Here is a 19,045-nt window from a genome sequence, read left to right as displayed (position 1 = left end):
TTGCAAAAATATCTTCCGGAAAAAGACTCGGACTATTGGATGGTAATGCTTTGAATAGTATGTTTGCCATATTGTTTGGGTACACCTAAAAATAAACATTTTTTAGGACAAACAATAAAAATCCCCGACACTTTCACGTATCGGGGATTCCTTTTAAAAAAAGGCTTTTTAGACAACCTCTTTTCTTAATAACCGTGCGGGCGCTCTATGGGAAAATACCAAGCTCTTCATAGGCCACACCGATCTTATTGATCGCACAGACGAAAGCGGCCGTTCTTAAATCTTCTACCCCTTCCTGGGACACATAAATATCTCTGATTTCGCGATAAGCATTGATCATCGTGTCCTCCAGCCCGGAGTGTACCAAATCGATCTCGTCGGGTCCGCGGAGAATCGTTTTTCGTTCCAGGTCAGAGACCCTCTTTCCGGTGGTCGACTCAATGATATCCACGACCTCCTTATACATGTTCTCGTTAAAGCGCTTTTCAAGCCGTCCGTACCGCACATGGCTCAAATTCTTAAGCCATTCGAAATAAGAAACCGTTACACCACCTGCGTTTAGATAAATATCCGGAATAATGAGTACGCCTTTCTTATTTAAAATGTCGTCCGCCTCCGAGGTCAACGGGCCGTTCGCCGCTTCACCCACGATTTTGGCTTGTATGCGGTCTGCGTTGCCCTTATGGATAACACTCTCCAACGCCGCCGGAATAAGGATATCACAAGGCTGCTCCAAACCTTCCGAAGGATCGGCAAAGCTGATCGCTCCCGGATAATTGACAATGCCGCCCGACTTCTGGCGGTGTGCCTGCACAGCATGGAGGTCCAATCCGTTTTCATCGTAAATAGCGCCGTCATATTCAATGAGGCCTACAAGCTTTGCGCCGGCCTCCTGAAAATACATGGCCGCATGATAGCCGACATTGCCCAAGCCCTGCACAATCACCCTTTTTCCTGCCAAGCCGGTACTCAATCCTAGTTTCTCCATGTCTTCAGCAAACGAACAAGCTTCCCTAACACCGAAGAACACACCCAGTCCAGTGGCTTCCGTACGTCCGCGAACACCGCCCTGCGAGATCGGCTTTCCCGTTACACAAGCCTGTGAATTGACATCGTTCGGATTCAATGACGAATAGGTATCTAAAATCCAGCTCATCTCCCGGGCTCCCGTACCATAGTCTGGAGCCGGAACATCGATCCCCGGACCAATGAAATTCTTTTTGCACAACTCCGAAGTATACCGTCGCGTGATTTTTTCCAACTCGAATGCAGAGTACTTTTTAGAATCTATCTTTATACCGCCTTTACCACCTCCGAACGGGACATTAACGATAGCACATTTATAGGTCATCAGCGACGCCAGAGCCATCACTTCCTCCTGATCTACTTCCATACTGAAGCGTATTCCTCCCTTACACGGTAGTTTATGATGTGAGTGTTGGACGCGGTAAGCTTCGATAACTTCGATCTTATCGCCGATCTTCACAGGAAACTTTACCCGCAGAATAGAGTTACAGGCTTTGATCTGGTCAAGTATTCCTTTGTCAAACCGTGTATGTTTAGCGGCTTTGTCAAAGTTGCGTAGGACGCTCTCGAAAAAACTGTTATTCACTGAATTTGTAACTGCCATAACAATGCTGTTTATGTGTTTACTTGGTTTTATTTACAGGTTAAAAATAAAAAACTTCTACGCACAAAACGATTAAATTGGCAGGACATTAAATATTTATGGTTTTTCTGATATACCGTTAGTTTTCTTTAGGATCAGACAAAAAAAAGAAGCAAACACTGACGATTTCACGGCAGAGCCCTTCTTTTTTTAAAAATTAAAATGGGAGGCTGAGAGCCTCCTTTGCTATTTCTTTCTGTTTCCTGCTAGTAAACATCCATGTCCGGATCGATCTCCTCTTTCCAAGCCAGAATTCCGCCCTTCAGGTTAGCAAGGTTATCAAACCCCTGCTGTTCGAGCAACATAACCGCCTGTGCACTGCGCTTGCCGCTACGGCATTGTATGATTACAGGTCGGTCCTTTGCTACCTTATCCGATTCTATAACAATTCCTGCCAACGGAATATTTAGACCATTCAGGTTGGACACTTCATATTCGAACGGTTCGCGAACGTCAATCAACTGAAATTCGTCATTGCGATCCATCATGTTTTTCAACTCTTGAACTGTAACTTCTTTCATATTTTTTATACTTTTATCAAACTTAGAGAAATTTATGTTGGTATGCAATATCTTCGATTCTGTTTAAGTAGGTGCGTGAGAAATTTATAGTCGGCTTTAGGGCACACGGGGCGATGCCAATGAGCAGGTTGTTGCTTTTTCTGCCGAAAATTACGCCGGTGCACACACATAAATCTTTACGGTACAACTGAACTACACACAATTTTGAAGCAAAAACCATGAGCACAGCTATGAAAATAAAACCTTCCTTCTGGACGGTCCTGCTTATCTTACAGGGTCTTTCCACCGTTCGAACGAGTCAAGCGCAGACCGTAGACACACACGACATCCAGCGCATTATTCAAACGCTCACTGACGACAGCATGCGCGGTCGTGCAGCGCTGACTCCTGATATTGAAAAAGCCGCCGACTTCATCGCCCAGGAGTTTCAAAAGGCAGGACTGGAACCCTACGCAGAAAAAAATTACAGACAGAGCTTTCATGTTACCAAGGTAAGCAGTGAAGAGCAGCGGATAGAGGTAAACGGTGCCGCGCTTCCGCCGGAAGAATTTCTTATCATCAGCAGTCAACCTACTTTATCCTGGGACAAACAGGCCGGCATAACGTCCCTGGAAATTAAAGCAGGAGAAGATTTTTCCGCCCGTTTTCGGGACATTGTCCGCAATGATACAAGTAACCGCGTTGTTTGGGTCGATCCTTCCTTCGAATCCATGATGGATCGATTCAAGAAAATCTTTGCCCGCGAAAATGTAGTCACTAAACAGGAAACCGCCACCTACGGACCAAGCAAAGTGTTTATCCTTAAGAGAAAAGCTGCGCACGACTTCCGGATAGAAGCCCGTACCAAGCACGAAGACTTTCCTCTATTCAATGTTGCGGCCGTTATTCCAGGCAAGTCCAGGGCCGACGAGTTCGTTGTATTCTCAGCACACTACGACCATATCGGGATCCTCGACCCGGTCAACCAGGATTCCATTGCAAACGGAGCAGACGATGATGCCTCGGGCACCACGGCCATGATTGCCCTGGCTAAACATTTTAAGAAACTGGGTAATAACGAGCGAACTTTAATTTTTGTTGCGTTTACGGCCGAGGAGATAGGCATGTTTGGTTCGAAATATTTCTCTAACCGCATCGATCCAGATAAAGTCGTGGCCATGATCAATATCGAAATGATCGGAAAAGATTCGAAGTTCGGCCCCAATTCACTGTATGTCACCGGGTACCACCACTCTGATCTGGCGCAGCTGATGCAATCGAATGTTAAAGGGACGGCCTTTACATTCCATCCTGATCCTTATCCGCAGCAAAACCTCTTTTATAGAAGCGACAACGCCGTGCTGGCGGCACTAGGTGTTCCTGCACATACGTTTTCAACCTCGCAGATAGACAAGGACGAATTTTATCACACGGTGAAAGACGAACTGTCGACGTTGGACATAAACAATATCAAATCGAGCATTGAGGCTATCGCTCAGGGCGTTACCGGGATCGTAAACGGCACACAGACCCCCTCGAGAGTAGAGAAATTAAAAGACTGACCGCGAAGGTCTTATGGAAGTGAGAAGTCCAAAGTGAGAAATTAGATGTTAGTAGTGAGTAGTGGAGACGCAAGATCTTGCGTCTCCACAGCTATCTGCCATTAGCTATCTGCCTTATTAACCCTAACAACCTTCTTTCGCATGATGTAGTCATCGAGTAAGAAACCGAAATAGGGAATATCGATCTCGGCAGTCACTTCGAACCCTTGCTTCCTATAGAAATAGTACGCTTTATTCTTTCTGTTGACATTCAGTTCAAGCTGTGAGCATTTCTGCTTAGAAGCCTCCTGTTCCGCAAACCCTATAAATTGCTGCCCATATCCTTTACCTTGTACCTCCGGAAGGAGATACAGCTTTTCTATCCGCAGAACGCCATTGTCCGCTCTCTGTAAAGCGATAAAACCCACAGCGCGCCCACCGCAGCTGCCCAGGTAAAACCGCTGTCCTTTATCCATTGCTTCCAAAATTCCGGGCTGGCTATACGACTTTTCCAGCATGAACTCAATTTGTTCCGTCGACAACACATCCTTGTAGCCCGCCCGCCAGCTCCGTTGGGCAAGATCCGATAAGATGCTCCATTGCGTTGCAGATGCTTCTTCAATTTCCATATTTGTTACAAGTCTTCTCCAACCGTCACGACGCGATCCGTGTTAAACTCCAGGTAAAAAAAGCCATCCTGTTCGGTCTCAAAAACATGACGTGCGATCTTTCTAAGACCGGACAGCGATTTCAGCACATTTTCCTGAACGAAGATACGGGAGCCGGCCTCCTTCCACTTTTCGTAACGGTGCTGCACATATACATAGCGCCTGTCATCGCAAAATACGACGGCGGTAAGCCCATTTACATGCGCACATAAATCGTCCGGCAACGTGTCGCAGAGGATATTCACCGATCCGTAATTACTTTTGGCGAGATAAGATAGACCATCTATAAGGAGGCCGCGTTCTAAAGGAAGCGTTTTAATCTGCTCCTGATAGTAAGACGCTGCACGATTGGTGAACACAATATCAACTTTAATCTGCTCTGCCAAGAGGAAATCGACGGTCTGGTCATCGGCCAGGATGGTAGGGCTCCATTCCAGCAATTGCCCCATCTGTTCGCTGTCGAGTACGCCGACGGCGGCCACAAGAAGTGCGAGCTCCTGATTTTCTCTAACAATATGGTGGGAAGACATACGTTAAAATAGTCTTTAATAAATATTCACGTGTATGCAAGCTAGCGGTTAATGATGCGTAACGCAACCATCTCCTATTTCTCCATCTGACGCATGGTCATATAAGCCATTAACCCAATGCTGGTCCGCAAAGCCCGCTCATCAATATCGAATGTAGGCGTATGCACGGCAGCAGTAATTCCGGCAGCTTTGTTTCCGGTACCTAGCCGGTAAAAACAGGCATTCACCTCTTGGGAATAATAGGAAAAATCTTCGGCTGCTGGCCAGATATCCAATTCAACAACATGTTCTTCTCCAAGATACTCCACTGCAAATTGCCGGCATGCTTCGGTAATTTTGGCTTCATTAATCAAAAAGGGATAACCTTTTCTCACCTCGAAGTCGCACGACGCCCCCATGCTTTCGGCAATTCCGACAGCCATCTTTACCATACGGCTGTGCGCCTCCGCCCGCCACTTCTCATCGAAGGTCCGAAATGTCCCCTCAAGGTAGACTTCTTCCGGAATGACGTTTGTAGCCCCGTTTCCAATAATTTTTCCCCACGACAACACCGTAGGTGTCCGTGGGTCTGCATTTCTGCTGACGATCTGTTGAAGTGCGGTGATAATCTGTGCCGCTATTGCAATAGGATCTATGTTTTGGTGAGGATGGGCACCGTGTCCGCCCTTCCCTTTGATTGTCATAAATAATTCGTCACAGGAAGCCATATATTTGCCCGCGCGGAACCCCACCTTTCCAGCTTCGATCAACGGCATAACGTGCTGTCCTATTATACCTTGTGGCACAGGGTTCTCCAGAACGCCTTCCTTTATCATGATGGAAGCCCCCCCGGGGAGACGCTCCTCGCCAGGCTGGAAAATGAGCTTTACCGTCCCTGCAAAAGAGCCCCGTAGCTGCTGCAGAATAGAAGCCACCCCCAATAGCGAGGCGGTGTGTACATCATGGCCACAGGCGTGCATTACGCCGGAGCGGCGCGAGCCATACCGCCGTCCCTCTACTTCCTGTATAGGTAATGCATCCATGTCGGCGCGCAAAGCCAAAACCTTTCCTTCGCCCAGTTCGCCCCGTATGGTTCCAACAACGCCTGTACCGGCCATACGTTCATATGGAATTCCGAGGCTTTCGAGACGTTGTTCCACAAACCTGGCTGTCTCATGTTCCTCGAACGATAACTCTGGGTTTTGGTGTAAATGACGCCTCCATGCCACGGTATCAGCAAAGAATTCTTCCGCGAGCGTCTCTATACGTTCCTTAAGTATGGACATGTCCTATATCGTCTTTATTCGTAAGCCCAAACATCTTCTGTAAACACGAAGACATTACTGTATTGTGAGCGCAGCTCCCGCATAAAACTTGTCGCCTCAGAGCGGCTTCTAAAATCGCCGACCTTCACGCGGTAATTTGGCTCCTCGTAAGTCACGTAGCAGCCAAAATCCTTGTACGAGTTCTGAAATCGGGCCTGCACGGCATACGCTTCATTACGGCTCGATCCGGAGAATATCTGCACTCTAAATCCACGCACCTTCACGCGCTTGGCGTTCTTCTTGTCTACGGCTTTTGAACCCAGGCTTACCATACGTGCGGTAGTAGGATTGATACCATTTTCTGCCCTAAACTCTTGTAACAAACTGATTAAAGAATCTTTTTGGACCTCAACAACGCCAGATTGTGCTCTGCCCGTCTGTATTAATCCTACGAGTAAAAAACCGAGTATCACCCCTCTATATAACATGATCTTTAAATTTACTAACTGTTTCTTCCGTGACAGTTTTTATATTTTAGCCCCGAACCACAAGGACATTCGTCGTTACGTCCCACCGTATGCTCCTTGCGGATAGGCTGTGTCACCTGTTGTTCCCGTGTATCCTTATCTTCTTCAGAAACGCCGGTCGGAGACTTTAGTTCTGCCTTGCTGGCTTTCACCTGAGCGGGTTGCGCCGGAATTGGACGTGCCGCCTGCACATTTTGCGGTTGCTGCTCCTGTCCCGGTATTTCTCCTTTGAACAAGAAGCTTACAATCTCCTTGTTCATCGAGGCAAGCATACTTTTGAACAGGTTATAGGCTTCCATCTTATAGATAATAATCGGATCCTTTTGTTCGTATACAGCATTCTGCACAGACTGCTTTAGGTCGTCCATCTCACGCAGGTGTTCTTTCCACGCTTCATCGATCAGGGCTAACACAATGCCCTTTTCAAATGACTTAAAGACTTCCTTACCTTTCGTTTCTACTGCTTTTTGTAAGTTGGTCGCAACTTGTATGCCACGAATTCCATCTGTAAATGGTACCACCACATTTTCTATCATTGCTCCGCGCTCTGCCAACACGTTGGTCAGCACAGGCAGCGTCTGATCGGCTATGTTCTGCGCTTTTGCATGATAGTGGTTGATCACCTGTTGGAAAAGCTTATCCGTCAAGGACGCCACGCTTCCCTGAGCAAACTCTTCTGCCGAGATCTCGGGGTTTATAGCAAACAGACGAATCACCTCTATTTGAAAATCTTCGTAGCTTCCCCCCTCTTTTGTCTCTGTTAAAATGTCTTCTACCACGTCAAATATGGTATTATTCAAGTCGACGTCCAGGCGCTCTCCGAACAGGGCATTTTTCCGCTTTGTATAGATTACTGTACGCTGCGAGTTCATCACATCGTCATATTCCAATAATCTTTTACGTATACCGAAGTTATTTTCCTCCACCTTGCGTTGCGCCCTTTCGATCGACTTGGTCAACATACTATGCTGCATAACTTCGCCTTCTTCGACGCCCATCTTCACCATGATGTTGGAAATCCGCTCCGACGCGAACAGACGCATAAGGTTATCTTCCAACGACACGAAGAACTGCGATGATCCTGGGTCTCCCTGACGTCCGGCACGTCCACGCAACTGCCGGTCTACGCGCCGGGACTCATGTCTCTCGGTACCGATGATTGCCAGCCCCCCGGCTTTGATAACATCTTCCGTAAGCTTGATGTCGGTACCACGTCCAGCCATATTTGTGGCGATAGTTACCTGTCCAGGACGGCCTGCTTCGGCTACAATATCAGCCTCCTTCTGGTGAAGCTTCGCATTCAGCACATTATGCTTAATTCCGCGTAGCTTCAACATCCTGCTTAACAGCTCAGAGATTTCTACCGAAGTGGTACCCACCAAAACCGGCCGACCTTCTTCCGTCAGGCGTTGTATCTCTGCAGCGACCGCATTATATTTCTCCCTGGCTGTACGATATATCAGGTCGTGACGGTCATCACGCTGTATAGGCCTGTTCGTCGGGATTTCTACAACGTCCAGTTTATAGATCTCCCAAAGCTCTCCCGCCTCGGTAGATGCTGTACCTGTCATTCCTGAAAGCTTGTGATACATCCGGAAATAGTTCTGCAACGTGATAGTCGCATAGGTTTGTGTCGCGTCCTCAACCTTTACATTTTCCTTGGCTTCAATTGCCTGGTGTAAACCGTCGGAATAACGGCGACCTTCCATTATACGGCCTGTCTGCTCGTCGACAATCTTCACCTTCCCTTCGTCGACGATATATTGGTCGTCTATTTCGAACAGGGTATATGCTTTCAACAGTTGATTAATCGAATGTATCCGTTCAGATTTAATAGAATAGTCGCGTAGCAGTTCTTCCTTTTTCTGCGCTTTCTCTTCTAAAGAAATATCCGATTTTTCTATGTCAGCTATTTCCGAACCTACATCCGGCAGAATGAAAAAGGTAGGATCTTCGCCTGACGCGGTAATCAGCTCGATACCTTTTTCCGTAAGCTCAACCTGATTATTTTTTTCGTCGATGACAAAGAAAAGCTCGGCGTCAACCTTTGGCATATTACGGTTCTGCTCCTGCATGTAATAGTTTTCCGCTTTCTGCAAAATCTGTCTATGGTTTCCTTCCGACAGGAATTTGATAAGCGCTTTGTTTTTCGGTAGGCCGCGGTACGCCCGCAACAGAGCCATGCCGCCACCTTCTACATCCGTGTCTCCGGCCGCTATCGCTTTTTTAGCCTCATTGAACACTGTGTTAATATACGCCTTCTGCGCATTAACCAAGCGCTCTATGCGGGGCTTCAGCTGATAAAATTCGTGTTGGTCGCCACGGGGAATAGGTCCTGAAATAATGAGTGGTGTACGGGCATCGTCAATTAATACCGAATCCACCTCGTCAATCATTGCAAAATGAAGCTTGCGCTGCACCATTGCGTCAGGTGTTTGCGTCATATTGTCACGCAGATAGTCAAAACCGAACTCGTTGTTTGTCCCGTAGACGATATCACTGGCGTATGCTTTTCTCCGCTGTGGAGAGTTTGGCTGGTGTTTGTCTATACAGTCGACACTTAGCCCGTGGAATTCAAACAACGGTCCGTTCCACTCGGAGTCACGACGAGCCAGGTAGTCGTTCACGGTTACGATATGAACCCCTTGTCCCGACAGCGCGTTGAGATAGGTCGGTAACGTCCCCACCAATGTCTTACCCTCTCCGGTAGACATCTCGGCGATTTTACCTTGGTGAAGAACAACACCACCGATCAGCTGTACGTCGTAGTGAACCATGTTCCAAGTCACTTCAGTACCTGCTGCGACCCATGTATTTTTCCAGATTGCTTTGTCGCCCTGGATAACAACATTCGGCTTGCGCGCAGCGATCTCCCGGTCGAAATCTGTAGCCGACACCTCGATTTCCTTGTGCTCGGTGAAACGTCTAGCTGTTTCTTTTACCACGGCAAATCCTTCAGGAAGTATTTCCATAAGAACCTCTTCCAGCTTTTTATCCCGGTCTTTATTTAGTTTATCGATCTTTTCATAGAGGTCGGTCTTTTTGCCCATGTCAACGTCGTCCCCATCAGCCGCCGTTTTTAAAGAATCGATTTCTGCATCTATCTCCGCTAGGTATTCTTTGATCTTATTTTTAAAAGCGATTGTCCTTCCACGTAGTTCGTCGTTGCTTAAGGAAGAAAGTTTTTCATATTCCTCCTTGATCTTATTCACAATAGGTTGTATGGATTTAATATCTCGCTCAGACTTGCTGCCAAATAATTTGCTTAAAAATTTCAACATAATATTTTTTTATCTCAGTTTACCGCGGTGCAATAATGGCTCCAATCCTATTTTGCAGACATTTTGGCACTAACCGGGCAAATTTACTTATTACATGTGATAACTAACAGGATTACAAGTTATTTTTTTAATTTGTTACGGGACAATTTAGCACTGCTTCTCCGCCCTCCGCGGACTCTTATTCTCCCGATTCCGTCACCTGTCGTCAAGGCCGTTTTTCAGCCGGGCGCTTATGCCCGTGTCAGGAATAGTTCTTTCTTCAGCGGCGGTATCACCCCCAGTTCAACAGCCTTATCAAACATCTGCTGGATAGCCTGCCGCCCTTCGCTTCCGAGGTTGACTGAATACGCGTTTACATAGAGTTCTATATGTTTATACATGACGCTCTCCTCCATTTCCTGTGCATGCGAACGGATATAATCCAATCCCGATTTTGGGTTTGCAAACGCAAACTCTACGCTTTTACGGATCAATCTATTGACCTTATGCTTTATTTCCTGGTCCAGGCTTCTCTTAATGACAATACCACCCAAAGGAATAGGACATCCGGTTTCACGCTCCCAGTAGTCGCCCAAGTCAACTACTTTATGAAGACCCTTCTCCTGGTAGGTAAACCGGTTTTCATGAATAATTAACCCGACATCAATCTGTTCCGTGAGTAGGGAAGATTCTATATCTGAAAAGACCATCTCCTGTTTATTCTGTAGCCTAGGGAAAGCGAGTCCCAATAAAAAGTTAGCAGTTGTATACTTCCCCGGAATCCCCACACGGAGGCCATCCATTCCGGCTGTGTCTCCTGACGACAGCGACGCGCGCAACTGCGCGGCCAGCTTTTCACTTTTGGTGATAAGCAAAGGGCCGACGCCGAAGCCCAGCGCGCTTCCTGCGTCCAGCAGTTCGTAATCGGATGCCGCGTAGGCAAATGCATGGTAGCTTAGCTTCGTAATATCCAGCTTTCCGCCAAATGCATTTTGATTCAACGTTTCGACATCCTGATAGTCGACCGAAAAATCCAATCCTTCGGTATCGATCTTGTGATGAATCAACGCATCAAAAATAAACGTATCGTTCGGGCAGGGAGAAAACCCCAGTGTCAGTTTCATATGGAATAGTTATTCTTGTGTGTTAATTTTTTCAATGGTATTCATGAGCTCACTACGCTCAGTTATTCATATCGGGGTTCTTCTCCATAGGCTGTCCAGTTGAGCATCATAGCTGCAGCTTATGAAAATACAGAAATACCAGCATACTGCCGAAAGTGGCAAGTACGATTCCCTTTGCTACCTGTTCCCTGGGAGCCGAACCCTTATAAAAAAAACGGATCAGGAAAAGATTAACGGCTGCCGCTACCACATATAACACATACGGTTTGTCCGACGAGATGAACGTTGCCGCACCTGTAAACTTGGTTAACAGATACGCCACCAGCGGACCGCATAAACCCAACACAACCCCTCCCCATATACTGTTTCTCATTCTTTTATATCGAAGTTCCACGAGTTCAGTTCAGTGATGGTATGATGGGCAGTCATATCAAACTGTGTCGGTACGACCGATACAAAGCCTTGACTTAACGCGTACGCGTCTGTATCTTCTCCGCGATCCAGCAGCTGAAATTTTCCCGTCATCCAAAAATATTCCCTATTGTAGGGATCCAGGCGTTCGTCGAATTCTTCGAACCATTTTGCTGTTGCCTGCCGGCATATTTTTATGCCTTTTATCTCCTTGCTTATATGCGGGAAGTTAACATTCAGCAGTGTGGCTTTCTGCAAGCCGTTCTGCAATACCTGTTGCGCAATGGCTCGTATGTAGGGTCTGCAATGCGAAAAATCAGCGTGGTGCGAAAAGTCGTCCAAAGAGAAGCCTATCGACGGGATATCTTCAATAGCGCCTTCCACGGCGGCAGACATCGTTCCGGAATATAAGACGTTAATAGAGTAGTTCAGACCATGATTAACTCCTGAAACACATAGATCCGGCTTTCTACCCTTGAAAATTTTGTTTACTGCCAACTTAACGCAGTCGACCGGAGTGCCGGAACATTTATACATTTCTACACCTTCGTACAGATCGATTTTATCGAGCCGGAGCGGCCTCCCGATGGTAATCGCGTGTCCCATACCTGACTGTGGGCTATCAGGTGCAACCACAACAACCTTTCCGATCTTTTGCATCTCTTCCAGCAAAACCTTAATGCCCGGAGCGGTAATCCCGTCGTCATTCACAACGAGGATCGTTGGCTTCTTTTTTGTCATAGTGCTAATTTAGAAAAAACTACAAACGTAGCCTAACATAAAATGAAGAAGGCGCTGGATATCCCAACGCCTTCGTCCTTGTTTAGAAAAGATATTATCCTAAACTTTTCAACCAATCTATTACTTCCTCTCGTGTTTTGCCCAATTTCTGCTGAATCTTGCCCAATAGCTCGTCGTCCTTTCCCTCCTCATATTTTAAGTCGTCGTCTGTCAGGTCTGCATACTGTTGTTTTGCTTTTCCTTTCCATTCATTCCATTTTCCTTTTAGATCTAGCTTATCCATAGATTTTCCTTTTTATTTTAATTACTTACTTACTTAGTAACAATTCGCTCAGGAAATTGTTTCGACTGATTAAGCACATGATAAAATTCGGAGCGTGTTTATCTGCAGCTTGTTGACACCGGAAAGCAGGCTGCCCATAAGCCATCCAGCCCCTGCCTGAACACAGGCTTCACTTACGCTTAACTTACTGTAGATGCCCTACGCAAGTTGCTAGATTTGGTAAGAATAAATAGAATTAAGTATGATCCTTCCGGAAATAAATTGTCCGTTAATCAGCTTATTAGCAGGAGCTGAAACTTGTAAGAAGTTGTTTTTAAAGCTGCTTAAAGGCATTCTACGCACAATAATCCAAAAAAAGTTGCGCGGACGTAATCTCGTCAGCGCTGGAGGATATTACGCCAGCTCTCGACGTAAACTTATGCGGAGCGGACGCTATGTCGTGGACAGCGGATGACTTCACACCGGACGCTGACGTACTTACGTGGGCATCAGACGACATAACGTCTACATCTAGGGTGATTTCTTCCGTGTTCGACGTAATGACGTCCGCATTCGACGTAAATGTTTTCACCTTCGACGTGTTTACGTCCATGGTCGAAGAGATTACGTCCATAGTCGAAGAGTTTACGCCCACGGTCGAAGAGATTACGTCCATAGTCGAAGAGTTCACGCCCATGGTCGAAGAGATTACGTCCATAGTCGACATGTTTACGCCCATGGTTGACGTGTTTACGTCCACGGTCGAGGAGATTACGTCCATAGTCGAAGAGTTTACGCCCACGGTCGAAGAGATTACGTCCATGATCGAAGAGATTACGTCCATAGTCGAAGAGTTTACGCTCACGGTCGAAGAGATTACGTCCATGATCGACGTAATGACGTGCAGCATCAACGTAATGTCGTCCACGTTGGTTCAAATAACGTCAGCAAAGCGCTTTTCTTTTTCCGGCGGGGAAAAACTACTGTATTTTTCAATTAACAATGAACTGTTTTAGATTTTAAAAAAACGTACCGACGATATCTGTCCGGTAACGTTATAAATTATTTTAGGTTGATTTTGTCTTGCGCATTAGAACCCATAAGAGTTCAATATACTTTGGAATCGGATAGCTGTTACACAATAATGCGGGGTTAGCATCTCCCGGAATGCCCGCGATTATTGACCCCGCCCGAGTTTTACATACCCAAACAACCTCCATATCTGCGGGGTCAGCTTGCTCCAGTGTATGCGAAATGACAACGTTTCCGAAGATAAGCCTACCTTTTACGGGTTTTAAGCCTTATCTTAGACTGATTATCAATCTTTGTTTATTTTATTATGAGCCATACAATTTTTGAAAGCCGATATGCAGTTGGCCCGAATGAGGCCAAGGGGTTGGACACTAAAGGTCTCCGCGAAAATTTTCTTATAGAAAAAGTTTTCACCGCAGACAAGATTCATTTTGTCTATACCCATTACGATCGCTATATGGCCGGGGGGGCAATGCCGGTGGAGGGCCGTCTACAGTTGGAAACGATCGACGAGCTTCTGAAAGAGCCATATTTTTTGGCCCGCCGCGAATTAGGCATTATCAATGTCGGCGGTGCGGGACAGGTGGAAGTCGACGGCACGGTCTATGAGGTGGGTCATAAAGAGGCTCTTTATGTCGGCAAGGGCGCAAAGGACGTATATTTCAGCAGCAACGACAAAGCCAGTCCAGCTAAGTTCTATTTAAACTCAACACCGGCACACCAAAGCTTCCCCACAAAACGTGTTACCAAAGACGAAGCCAACAAAATTGAACTGGGATCGTTAGAAACGTCCAACCACCGGACCATCAACCAGATGCTGTTAAACAAGGTCGTCGACACCTGTCAGCTGCAAATGGGGATGACAGAGCTGCGGCCGGGATCGGTTTGGAACACCATGCCGGCACATACCCACGACCGCCGTATGGAGGTGTACTTTTACTTCGAAGTTCCCGAAGGGCAGGCCGTGTCTCATTTCATGGGACCGATCGACGAGACCCGCCATATCTGGATGCATAACGAGCAGGCCGTGATCTCGCCGCCTTGGTCGATCCACGCGGGGGCCGGCACCAGCAATTACACGTTCATATGGGGAATGGCCGGTGAGAATCTAGACTATGATGATATGGATAAGTGTCCGATCACAAAACTAAGATAACGAAGCTGCGTCCGGCGCTTTCCTCCTTTTCCTGATGTTGGCTACAGCCTGTAGGAAGGATTGGGAAGACCGCTTAGGACCGCATCTATTTAACATTTATCGATTAAACTTTAGCATTTAGTTAACATGTCCATATTGAAATCCTTCGATCTTTCCGGAAAAGTAGCTTTAGTGACGGGCTGCAAACGCGGAATTGGAAAAGCGCTCGCAGAAGCGCTGGCAGAAGCGGGCGCAGACATCATCGGCGTATCCGCCACCCTAGAGCTGGAAAACTCCAATGTTGCGCAGTCGGTAACGGCTCTCGGCAGAAAATTTTATGCGTATCAGTGCGACTTTTCCAATAGAGCATCATTGTACGCTTTTATTAACCAGGTCAAAGAAGATCACCCTGTCATTGATATCTTGTTTAACAACGCGGGCAACATTCTGCGTAAGCCGGCGGCCGAACATCCCGACGAATACTGGGACGAAATCATTGAAGTGAACCAGAATGCCCAGTTTATTTTGACCCGCGAGATCGGAAAGGAGATGCTTTCACGTGGAACCGGCAAGATCGTCTTCACGGCCTCCTTACTAACTTTTCAAGGCGGCATAAATGTGCCCGGGTATGCGGCTTCCAAAGGAGCGATCGGATCTTTAACAAAAGCTTTCGCCAACGAGTGGGCAAGCAAAGGTGTCAATGTTAACGCCATAGCTCCCGGATACATCGCTACAGATAATACCGAAGCGTTGAGAGACGATCCAGAGCGGTCTACGTCCATTCTGGCCCGTATCCCTGCAGGCCGATGGGGCGAGCCGCAAGATTTCAAAGGGCCGGCCGTATTCCTGGCTTCGAACGCGTCGGATTATGTCCACGGCACCATTTTGACCGTCGACGGCGGATGGATGGGCCGGTAGCAAACCTGTGTTCGCTCCTTAGGCTAGATCAACTGGAAAAAAGAACAAAGGGGTTGCCGAATTCACGCCACCCCTTTGCTTCCTCACCTTCTATAGAGCCCCTTTTTTTCGATAAACTCCAACACCTTATCCGGTGTATAAAATCGTATGCTCTTATTTTCCTTTATAGATTTCCTCAAAAATGTAGAAGACAATTCCATCAACGGCGTTTGTGTCACTGTTACCGACGGATGTTCTCTTAGATGGCTTGCCCTGTAGCCTGGGCGTGGGTATACCATTATTTTATAGTCTCTTAGAATGATATCCGCATTTTTCCATTTCTCCAGATTTTGCAGATTATCCTCTCCCATAATCAGAACGAACTCCTTCTGTGGATAGCGCTCGCCCAGATGAGCAAGTGTATCGATTGTATAAGAAGGCTGCGGCAGGCCAAATTCTATATCCGATGCGCGCAGACGGTCCTCACCTTCTATGGCAAGATTTACCATCTCCAGCCGGTCATACATATTTGCCAGACTCTTCTTCTCCTTAAACGGATTGTGCGGCGACACGACAAACCATACCTCGTCAAGATCTGCGTAGTTTGTCATATAATTGGCAATAATAAGATGTCCAACATGAATAGGATTGAAAGAACCGAAAAACAAACCTATCTTCGCCATCGACATTCTATTTGGCAAGAAAATCCAACACCAGTTCCTCCGCCTCCTGACAAGCGCTCTCGAGGTCAAAATTATTAAGCACGACATCAAACTTACCTGCATAGGTCAGTTCGGTCTCGGCTTTCGCAAAACGCTCTTTTAGTTTTTCCTCGCCATCGGTGCCGCGCCCCCGTAGCCTTTCTTTTAGCACCTCCAAAGACGGCGGATTTACGAAAATGGCCAAAGCTTTATCGGCAAATTTCGACTTCAGTCGAAGCCCTCCGACGACGTCTATGTCAAAGATAACAGACTTCCCCTCTTGCCATATACGGTCGACCTCTTTGCGTAAGGTTCCATAAAAAGTGCCTGAATAGACCTCTTCAAACTCAATAAATTCCTGCTTGGCTATTTTGTGAAGAAAGTCGTCCTTGCTGATAAAATAGTAATCCTTACCATCTATTTCTCCCTCCCTGGGCTGCCGGGTACTTGCGGAAATGGAGAAGGCGATCTTATCCCCGTGCTTTGCCAACAACCGCTTCACAATAGTTGTTTTGCCTGCTCCCGACGGAGCTGAAAATATGATTAATTTGCCGTTCATTGTTACAATACGTTAAGCAGTTGCTCTTTAACCTTTTCTAATTCCTCTTTCATCCGTACCACAATCTGTTGAATGTTCGCGTCATTAGCCTTCGAGCCGAGCGTATTTATCTCACGGCCCATTTCCTGCGAAATAAACCCTAACTTTTTCCCATTCGAATCGCTTGCATTAAGAGCCTGTATGAAGTAATTGCAGTGACTGCGTAAACGCACCTTTTCTTCGGTTATGTCCAGCTTGTCAATATAAAAGATTATTTCCTGTTCGAAACGGTTCATATCGACGTTTTCCTTTCCGACCGCTTCATTTAAATAATGGCTAATACGTTCCCGGATGAGTGGTATACGGTCTCCTTCAACGCTTTCCACTTCCGTTAGATACGAAAGAATAAGGTGCACGCGGCTCTCCAGATCGCTCTTCAAAATCCCCCCTTCATCCTGCCTAAACTGGTTAAAACGGTCTACGGCACGGTAGAACGCTTCCATTAGGACCTTGCCTTCCTCTTCGTCGACGACGTCTTCATTAGAGGATACCACTTCGGGCATATTTAAAGCCATGTCCAGCAGATTTGCATTCTTATCGCCCACCTGTACCGCTATTTCCTGCAGCTGCTCGTAATACTTCTTGAGCAAAGCCGTGTTAATGGAAGATGCCTTTGCCGTCTGATCTACATATTCAACGGTAACAGTGACATTCACTTTTCCCCGTTCAATAAGCTTACTGGATTCCGAACGTATCGCAAACTCACGGTCGGAAACGGCTTTTGGCAAGCGCAGATTAAGTTCCAGAAATTTCGAATTCAGGGACTTCAGTTCCACGGTATATTTTACCTTCCCATTTTCCTGGGAGCCAATACCATACCCTGTCATAGATTTTATCATACGCAAAGGTATGAAATATCCAGGACTGCTAAACACAAAAAATAACTACCAATCGTGTTTCGCGATAATCACGCATAGATAAGTTTGATAGGTGGCTCCGCGCGGAACACGCACGAATCCTATACCGATATCCTGTAGGGACCCGTTCCATTGATCCATACCCAGAACATGCTTACGATGCATAAACCCCGGCGAACCCCTGCCGACAATGAACGCTTTGATACCGTCTACGGCAGATGGATGGTTTGCCGCGATCGACTCAAAATTATTGGCTGACCGCTTTTTTAACCAATCGGCATTCAGCGTATAACCAGATTTCGCGATATAATAGTTCGGACCTAACCCTTCCGGCGTTACATGATCAAAATAGTTTCGTTCGGCCATATCCCTCGCTCTGAATTCGGCTACCTTTGCCAGACGCTCGTTCCACCGCAGCCTGGTATTGGATACCTGGGCGGGATCAAGGCGCACGCCCAGTTCGCGCATCAGCCTCCGCGGGTTTTCCCGGAAAGCGTTCAAATAATGGAAAGCTTCCTTAGCTTCTTTCCGGTCGACTTGGATTTTCTTGCGCTGGCCATATAGCAGAGAGCTCGCCAACGACAAAAGGACACATAGATATAAGATACGCATAAGTCTTCGTTTAAACGATAGACTTTGGATAGCACCTAACGTTTAACAACAAATGGCGTGGGTGTCGTGGTGATCACCCGTCGCTCTTCTTCTTGCTTATTTTCTCTTTCACCACCTCAATGATAGGCGGCAGCATCGAAAGCAGGATAATCGCAAAAATAACAATTGTAAAATTGTCTTTTATAACCGGCAGTCCGCCAAAGAAATAGCCAATAAATAAGAAGCTTGTCACCCACAAAAGAGCGCCTACAATATTGTACGATGCAAATCGCCTGTACGACATCGACCCTACACCGGCAACAAACGGGGCGAACGTCCGCACTATCGGCACGAACCGCGCATAGATAATGGTCTTTCCGCCATACTTTTCGTAGAACCGTTCCGTTTTCTCCAAATATTCCTTCTTCAAAAAGCGATATCTTCCGCTGAATGCCTTCGGCCCGATATATTTGCCAATGTGGTAATTAACCATATCGCCGACAATGCCGGCCACAACCAATATACACCACATGACAAAGATGTTCAGATCGGTTTCCGGCTTGGCAATAATTGCTCCTGTTGCAAAAAGCAATGAGTCGCCCGGTAAGAAGGGCGTTACAACCAAACCTGTTTCCGCAAATATGATCAGAAACAGGATCAGGTATGTCCATGTCTGGTAATCGTTCACTATTTCGACCAGATGTTTGTCGATATGGAGAACAAAATCGATAATAGCGTAAACTATTTCCAAAATGCC

20 protein-coding genes are annotated in these 19,045 nt (G+C 46.6%); 4 read left to right on the top strand and 16 right to left on the bottom strand.

Annotated elements, in window-relative coordinates:
- Positions 1-205: 205 nt before the first annotated feature.
- Positions 206-1,630 (bottom strand): Glu/Leu/Phe/Val family dehydrogenase, encoded by a 1,425-nt coding sequence (locus BC792_RS16790; RefSeq protein ID WP_148910179.1) that lies wholly within the window; start codon positions 1,628-1,630, stop codon positions 206-208.
- 245 nt (positions 1,631-1,875) lie between these two features.
- Entirely contained in the window at positions 1,876-2,190 is a 315-nt protein-coding gene (locus BC792_RS16785) for a rhodanese-like domain-containing protein (RefSeq protein WP_148910178.1), read from the bottom strand.
- Positions 2,191-2,420: 230 nt separating this feature from the next.
- Between BC792_RS16785 and BC792_RS16780 the strand changes: the two genes are divergently transcribed.
- Complete coding sequence (locus tag BC792_RS16780; protein ID WP_148910177.1) at positions 2,421-3,731, top strand: M20/M25/M40 family metallo-hydrolase; 1,311 nt, start codon at positions 2,421-2,423, stop codon at positions 3,729-3,731.
- 101 nt (positions 3,732-3,832) lie between these two features.
- Here BC792_RS16780 and BC792_RS16775 read toward each other — a convergent pair whose 3' ends face one another.
- The 9 genes from BC792_RS16775 to BC792_RS16735 form a co-directional block, all read right to left on the bottom strand.
- A complete protein-coding gene (locus BC792_RS16775) occupies positions 3,833-4,339 on the bottom strand; it encodes a GNAT family N-acetyltransferase (protein WP_148910176.1) in 507 nt (168 codons plus the stop codon).
- 5 nt (positions 4,340-4,344) lie between these two features.
- The gene (locus BC792_RS16770; RefSeq protein WP_148910175.1) at positions 4,345-4,908 is read right to left on the bottom strand and encodes a hypothetical protein; all 564 of its coding nucleotides are present in this window, start codon (positions 4,906-4,908) and stop codon (positions 4,345-4,347) included.
- Positions 4,909-4,982: 74 nt separating this feature from the next.
- Positions 4,983-6,173, bottom strand: a complete 1,191-nt coding sequence (locus BC792_RS16765; protein ID WP_148910174.1) for a M20 metallopeptidase family protein — start codon at positions 6,171-6,173, stop codon at positions 4,983-4,985.
- Positions 6,174-6,187: 14 nt separating this feature from the next.
- On the bottom strand, positions 6,188-6,640 hold the full coding sequence (locus BC792_RS16760; protein WP_148910173.1) for an SPOR domain-containing protein: 453 nt from the start codon (positions 6,638-6,640) through the stop codon (positions 6,188-6,190).
- Between the two features lie 14 nt (positions 6,641-6,654).
- Positions 6,655-9,960, bottom strand: coding sequence for a preprotein translocase subunit SecA (gene secA, locus BC792_RS16755; RefSeq protein ID WP_148910172.1), 3,306 nt, complete (start codon positions 9,958-9,960; stop codon positions 6,655-6,657).
- A gap of 230 nt (positions 9,961-10,190) precedes the next feature.
- Positions 10,191-11,063 (bottom strand): menaquinone biosynthesis family protein, encoded by an 873-nt coding sequence (locus tag BC792_RS16750; protein WP_148910171.1) that lies wholly within the window; start codon positions 11,061-11,063, stop codon positions 10,191-10,193.
- 106 nt (positions 11,064-11,169) lie between these two features.
- Positions 11,170-11,436: a hypothetical protein gene (locus tag BC792_RS16745; protein WP_148910170.1), complete on the bottom strand. Its 267-nt coding sequence runs from the start codon at positions 11,434-11,436 to the stop codon at positions 11,170-11,172.
- A complete protein-coding gene (surE, locus tag BC792_RS16740) occupies positions 11,433-12,215 on the bottom strand; it encodes a 5'/3'-nucleotidase SurE (protein ID WP_148910169.1) in 783 nt (260 codons plus the stop codon). The genes BC792_RS16745 and surE overlap by 4 nt, the downstream gene beginning before the upstream one ends.
- A gap of 94 nt (positions 12,216-12,309) precedes the next feature.
- Positions 12,310-12,498 (bottom strand): CsbD family protein, encoded by a 189-nt coding sequence (locus BC792_RS16735; RefSeq protein ID WP_148910168.1) that lies wholly within the window; start codon positions 12,496-12,498, stop codon positions 12,310-12,312.
- Between the two features lie 434 nt (positions 12,499-12,932).
- Here BC792_RS16735 and BC792_RS16730 point away from each other — a divergent pair, with 434 nt between their 5' ends.
- From BC792_RS16730 to BC792_RS16720, 3 genes are all read left to right on the top strand, one after another.
- The gene (locus BC792_RS16730; RefSeq protein WP_148910167.1) at positions 12,933-13,493 is read left to right on the top strand and encodes a methyl-accepting chemotaxis domain-containing protein; all 561 of its coding nucleotides are present in this window, start codon (positions 12,933-12,935) and stop codon (positions 13,491-13,493) included.
- Between the two features lie 323 nt (positions 13,494-13,816).
- Positions 13,817-14,665 carry a 5-dehydro-4-deoxy-D-glucuronate isomerase gene (gene kduI / locus BC792_RS16725; RefSeq protein WP_148910166.1) on the top strand — a complete coding sequence of 283 codons (849 nt, stop codon included), beginning with the start codon at positions 13,817-13,819 and terminating at the stop codon, positions 14,663-14,665.
- A 132-nt stretch (positions 14,666-14,797) separates the two neighbouring features.
- Entirely contained in the window at positions 14,798-15,562 is a 765-nt protein-coding gene (locus BC792_RS16720) for an SDR family oxidoreductase (protein ID WP_211357569.1), read from the top strand.
- An 83-nt stretch (positions 15,563-15,645) separates the two neighbouring features.
- On the opposite strand, the gene nadD is transcribed toward BC792_RS16720, so the two are convergent.
- The 5 genes from nadD to BC792_RS16695 form a co-directional block, all read right to left on the bottom strand.
- Complete coding sequence (gene nadD / locus BC792_RS16715) at positions 15,646-16,224, bottom strand: nicotinate (nicotinamide) nucleotide adenylyltransferase (protein ID WP_148910164.1); 579 nt, start codon at positions 16,222-16,224, stop codon at positions 15,646-15,648.
- Between the two features lie 7 nt (positions 16,225-16,231).
- Positions 16,232-16,801 (bottom strand): guanylate kinase, encoded by a 570-nt coding sequence (gene gmk, locus BC792_RS16710; protein WP_148910163.1) that lies wholly within the window; start codon positions 16,799-16,801, stop codon positions 16,232-16,234.
- Positions 16,802-16,803: 2 nt separating this feature from the next.
- Positions 16,804-17,679: a YicC/YloC family endoribonuclease gene (locus BC792_RS16705; RefSeq protein WP_148910162.1), complete on the bottom strand. Its 876-nt coding sequence runs from the start codon at positions 17,677-17,679 to the stop codon at positions 16,804-16,806.
- 45 nt (positions 17,680-17,724) lie between these two features.
- A complete protein-coding gene (locus BC792_RS16700; RefSeq protein WP_148910161.1) occupies positions 17,725-18,309 on the bottom strand; it encodes a CAP domain-containing protein in 585 nt (194 codons plus the stop codon).
- Positions 18,310-18,382: 73 nt separating this feature from the next.
- Positions 18,383-19,039, bottom strand: a complete 657-nt coding sequence (locus BC792_RS16695; RefSeq protein ID WP_148910160.1) for a DedA family protein — start codon at positions 19,037-19,039, stop codon at positions 18,383-18,385.
- Positions 19,040-19,045: the final 6 nt, after the last annotated feature.

The organism is Sphingobacterium allocomposti (genome assembly GCF_008124885.1).
In the GTDB taxonomy this organism is placed as follows: Bacteria; Bacteroidota; Bacteroidia; order Sphingobacteriales; family Sphingobacteriaceae; genus Sphingobacterium; species Sphingobacterium allocomposti.
This window is presented reverse-complemented; position numbering and strand designations above follow the sequence as displayed.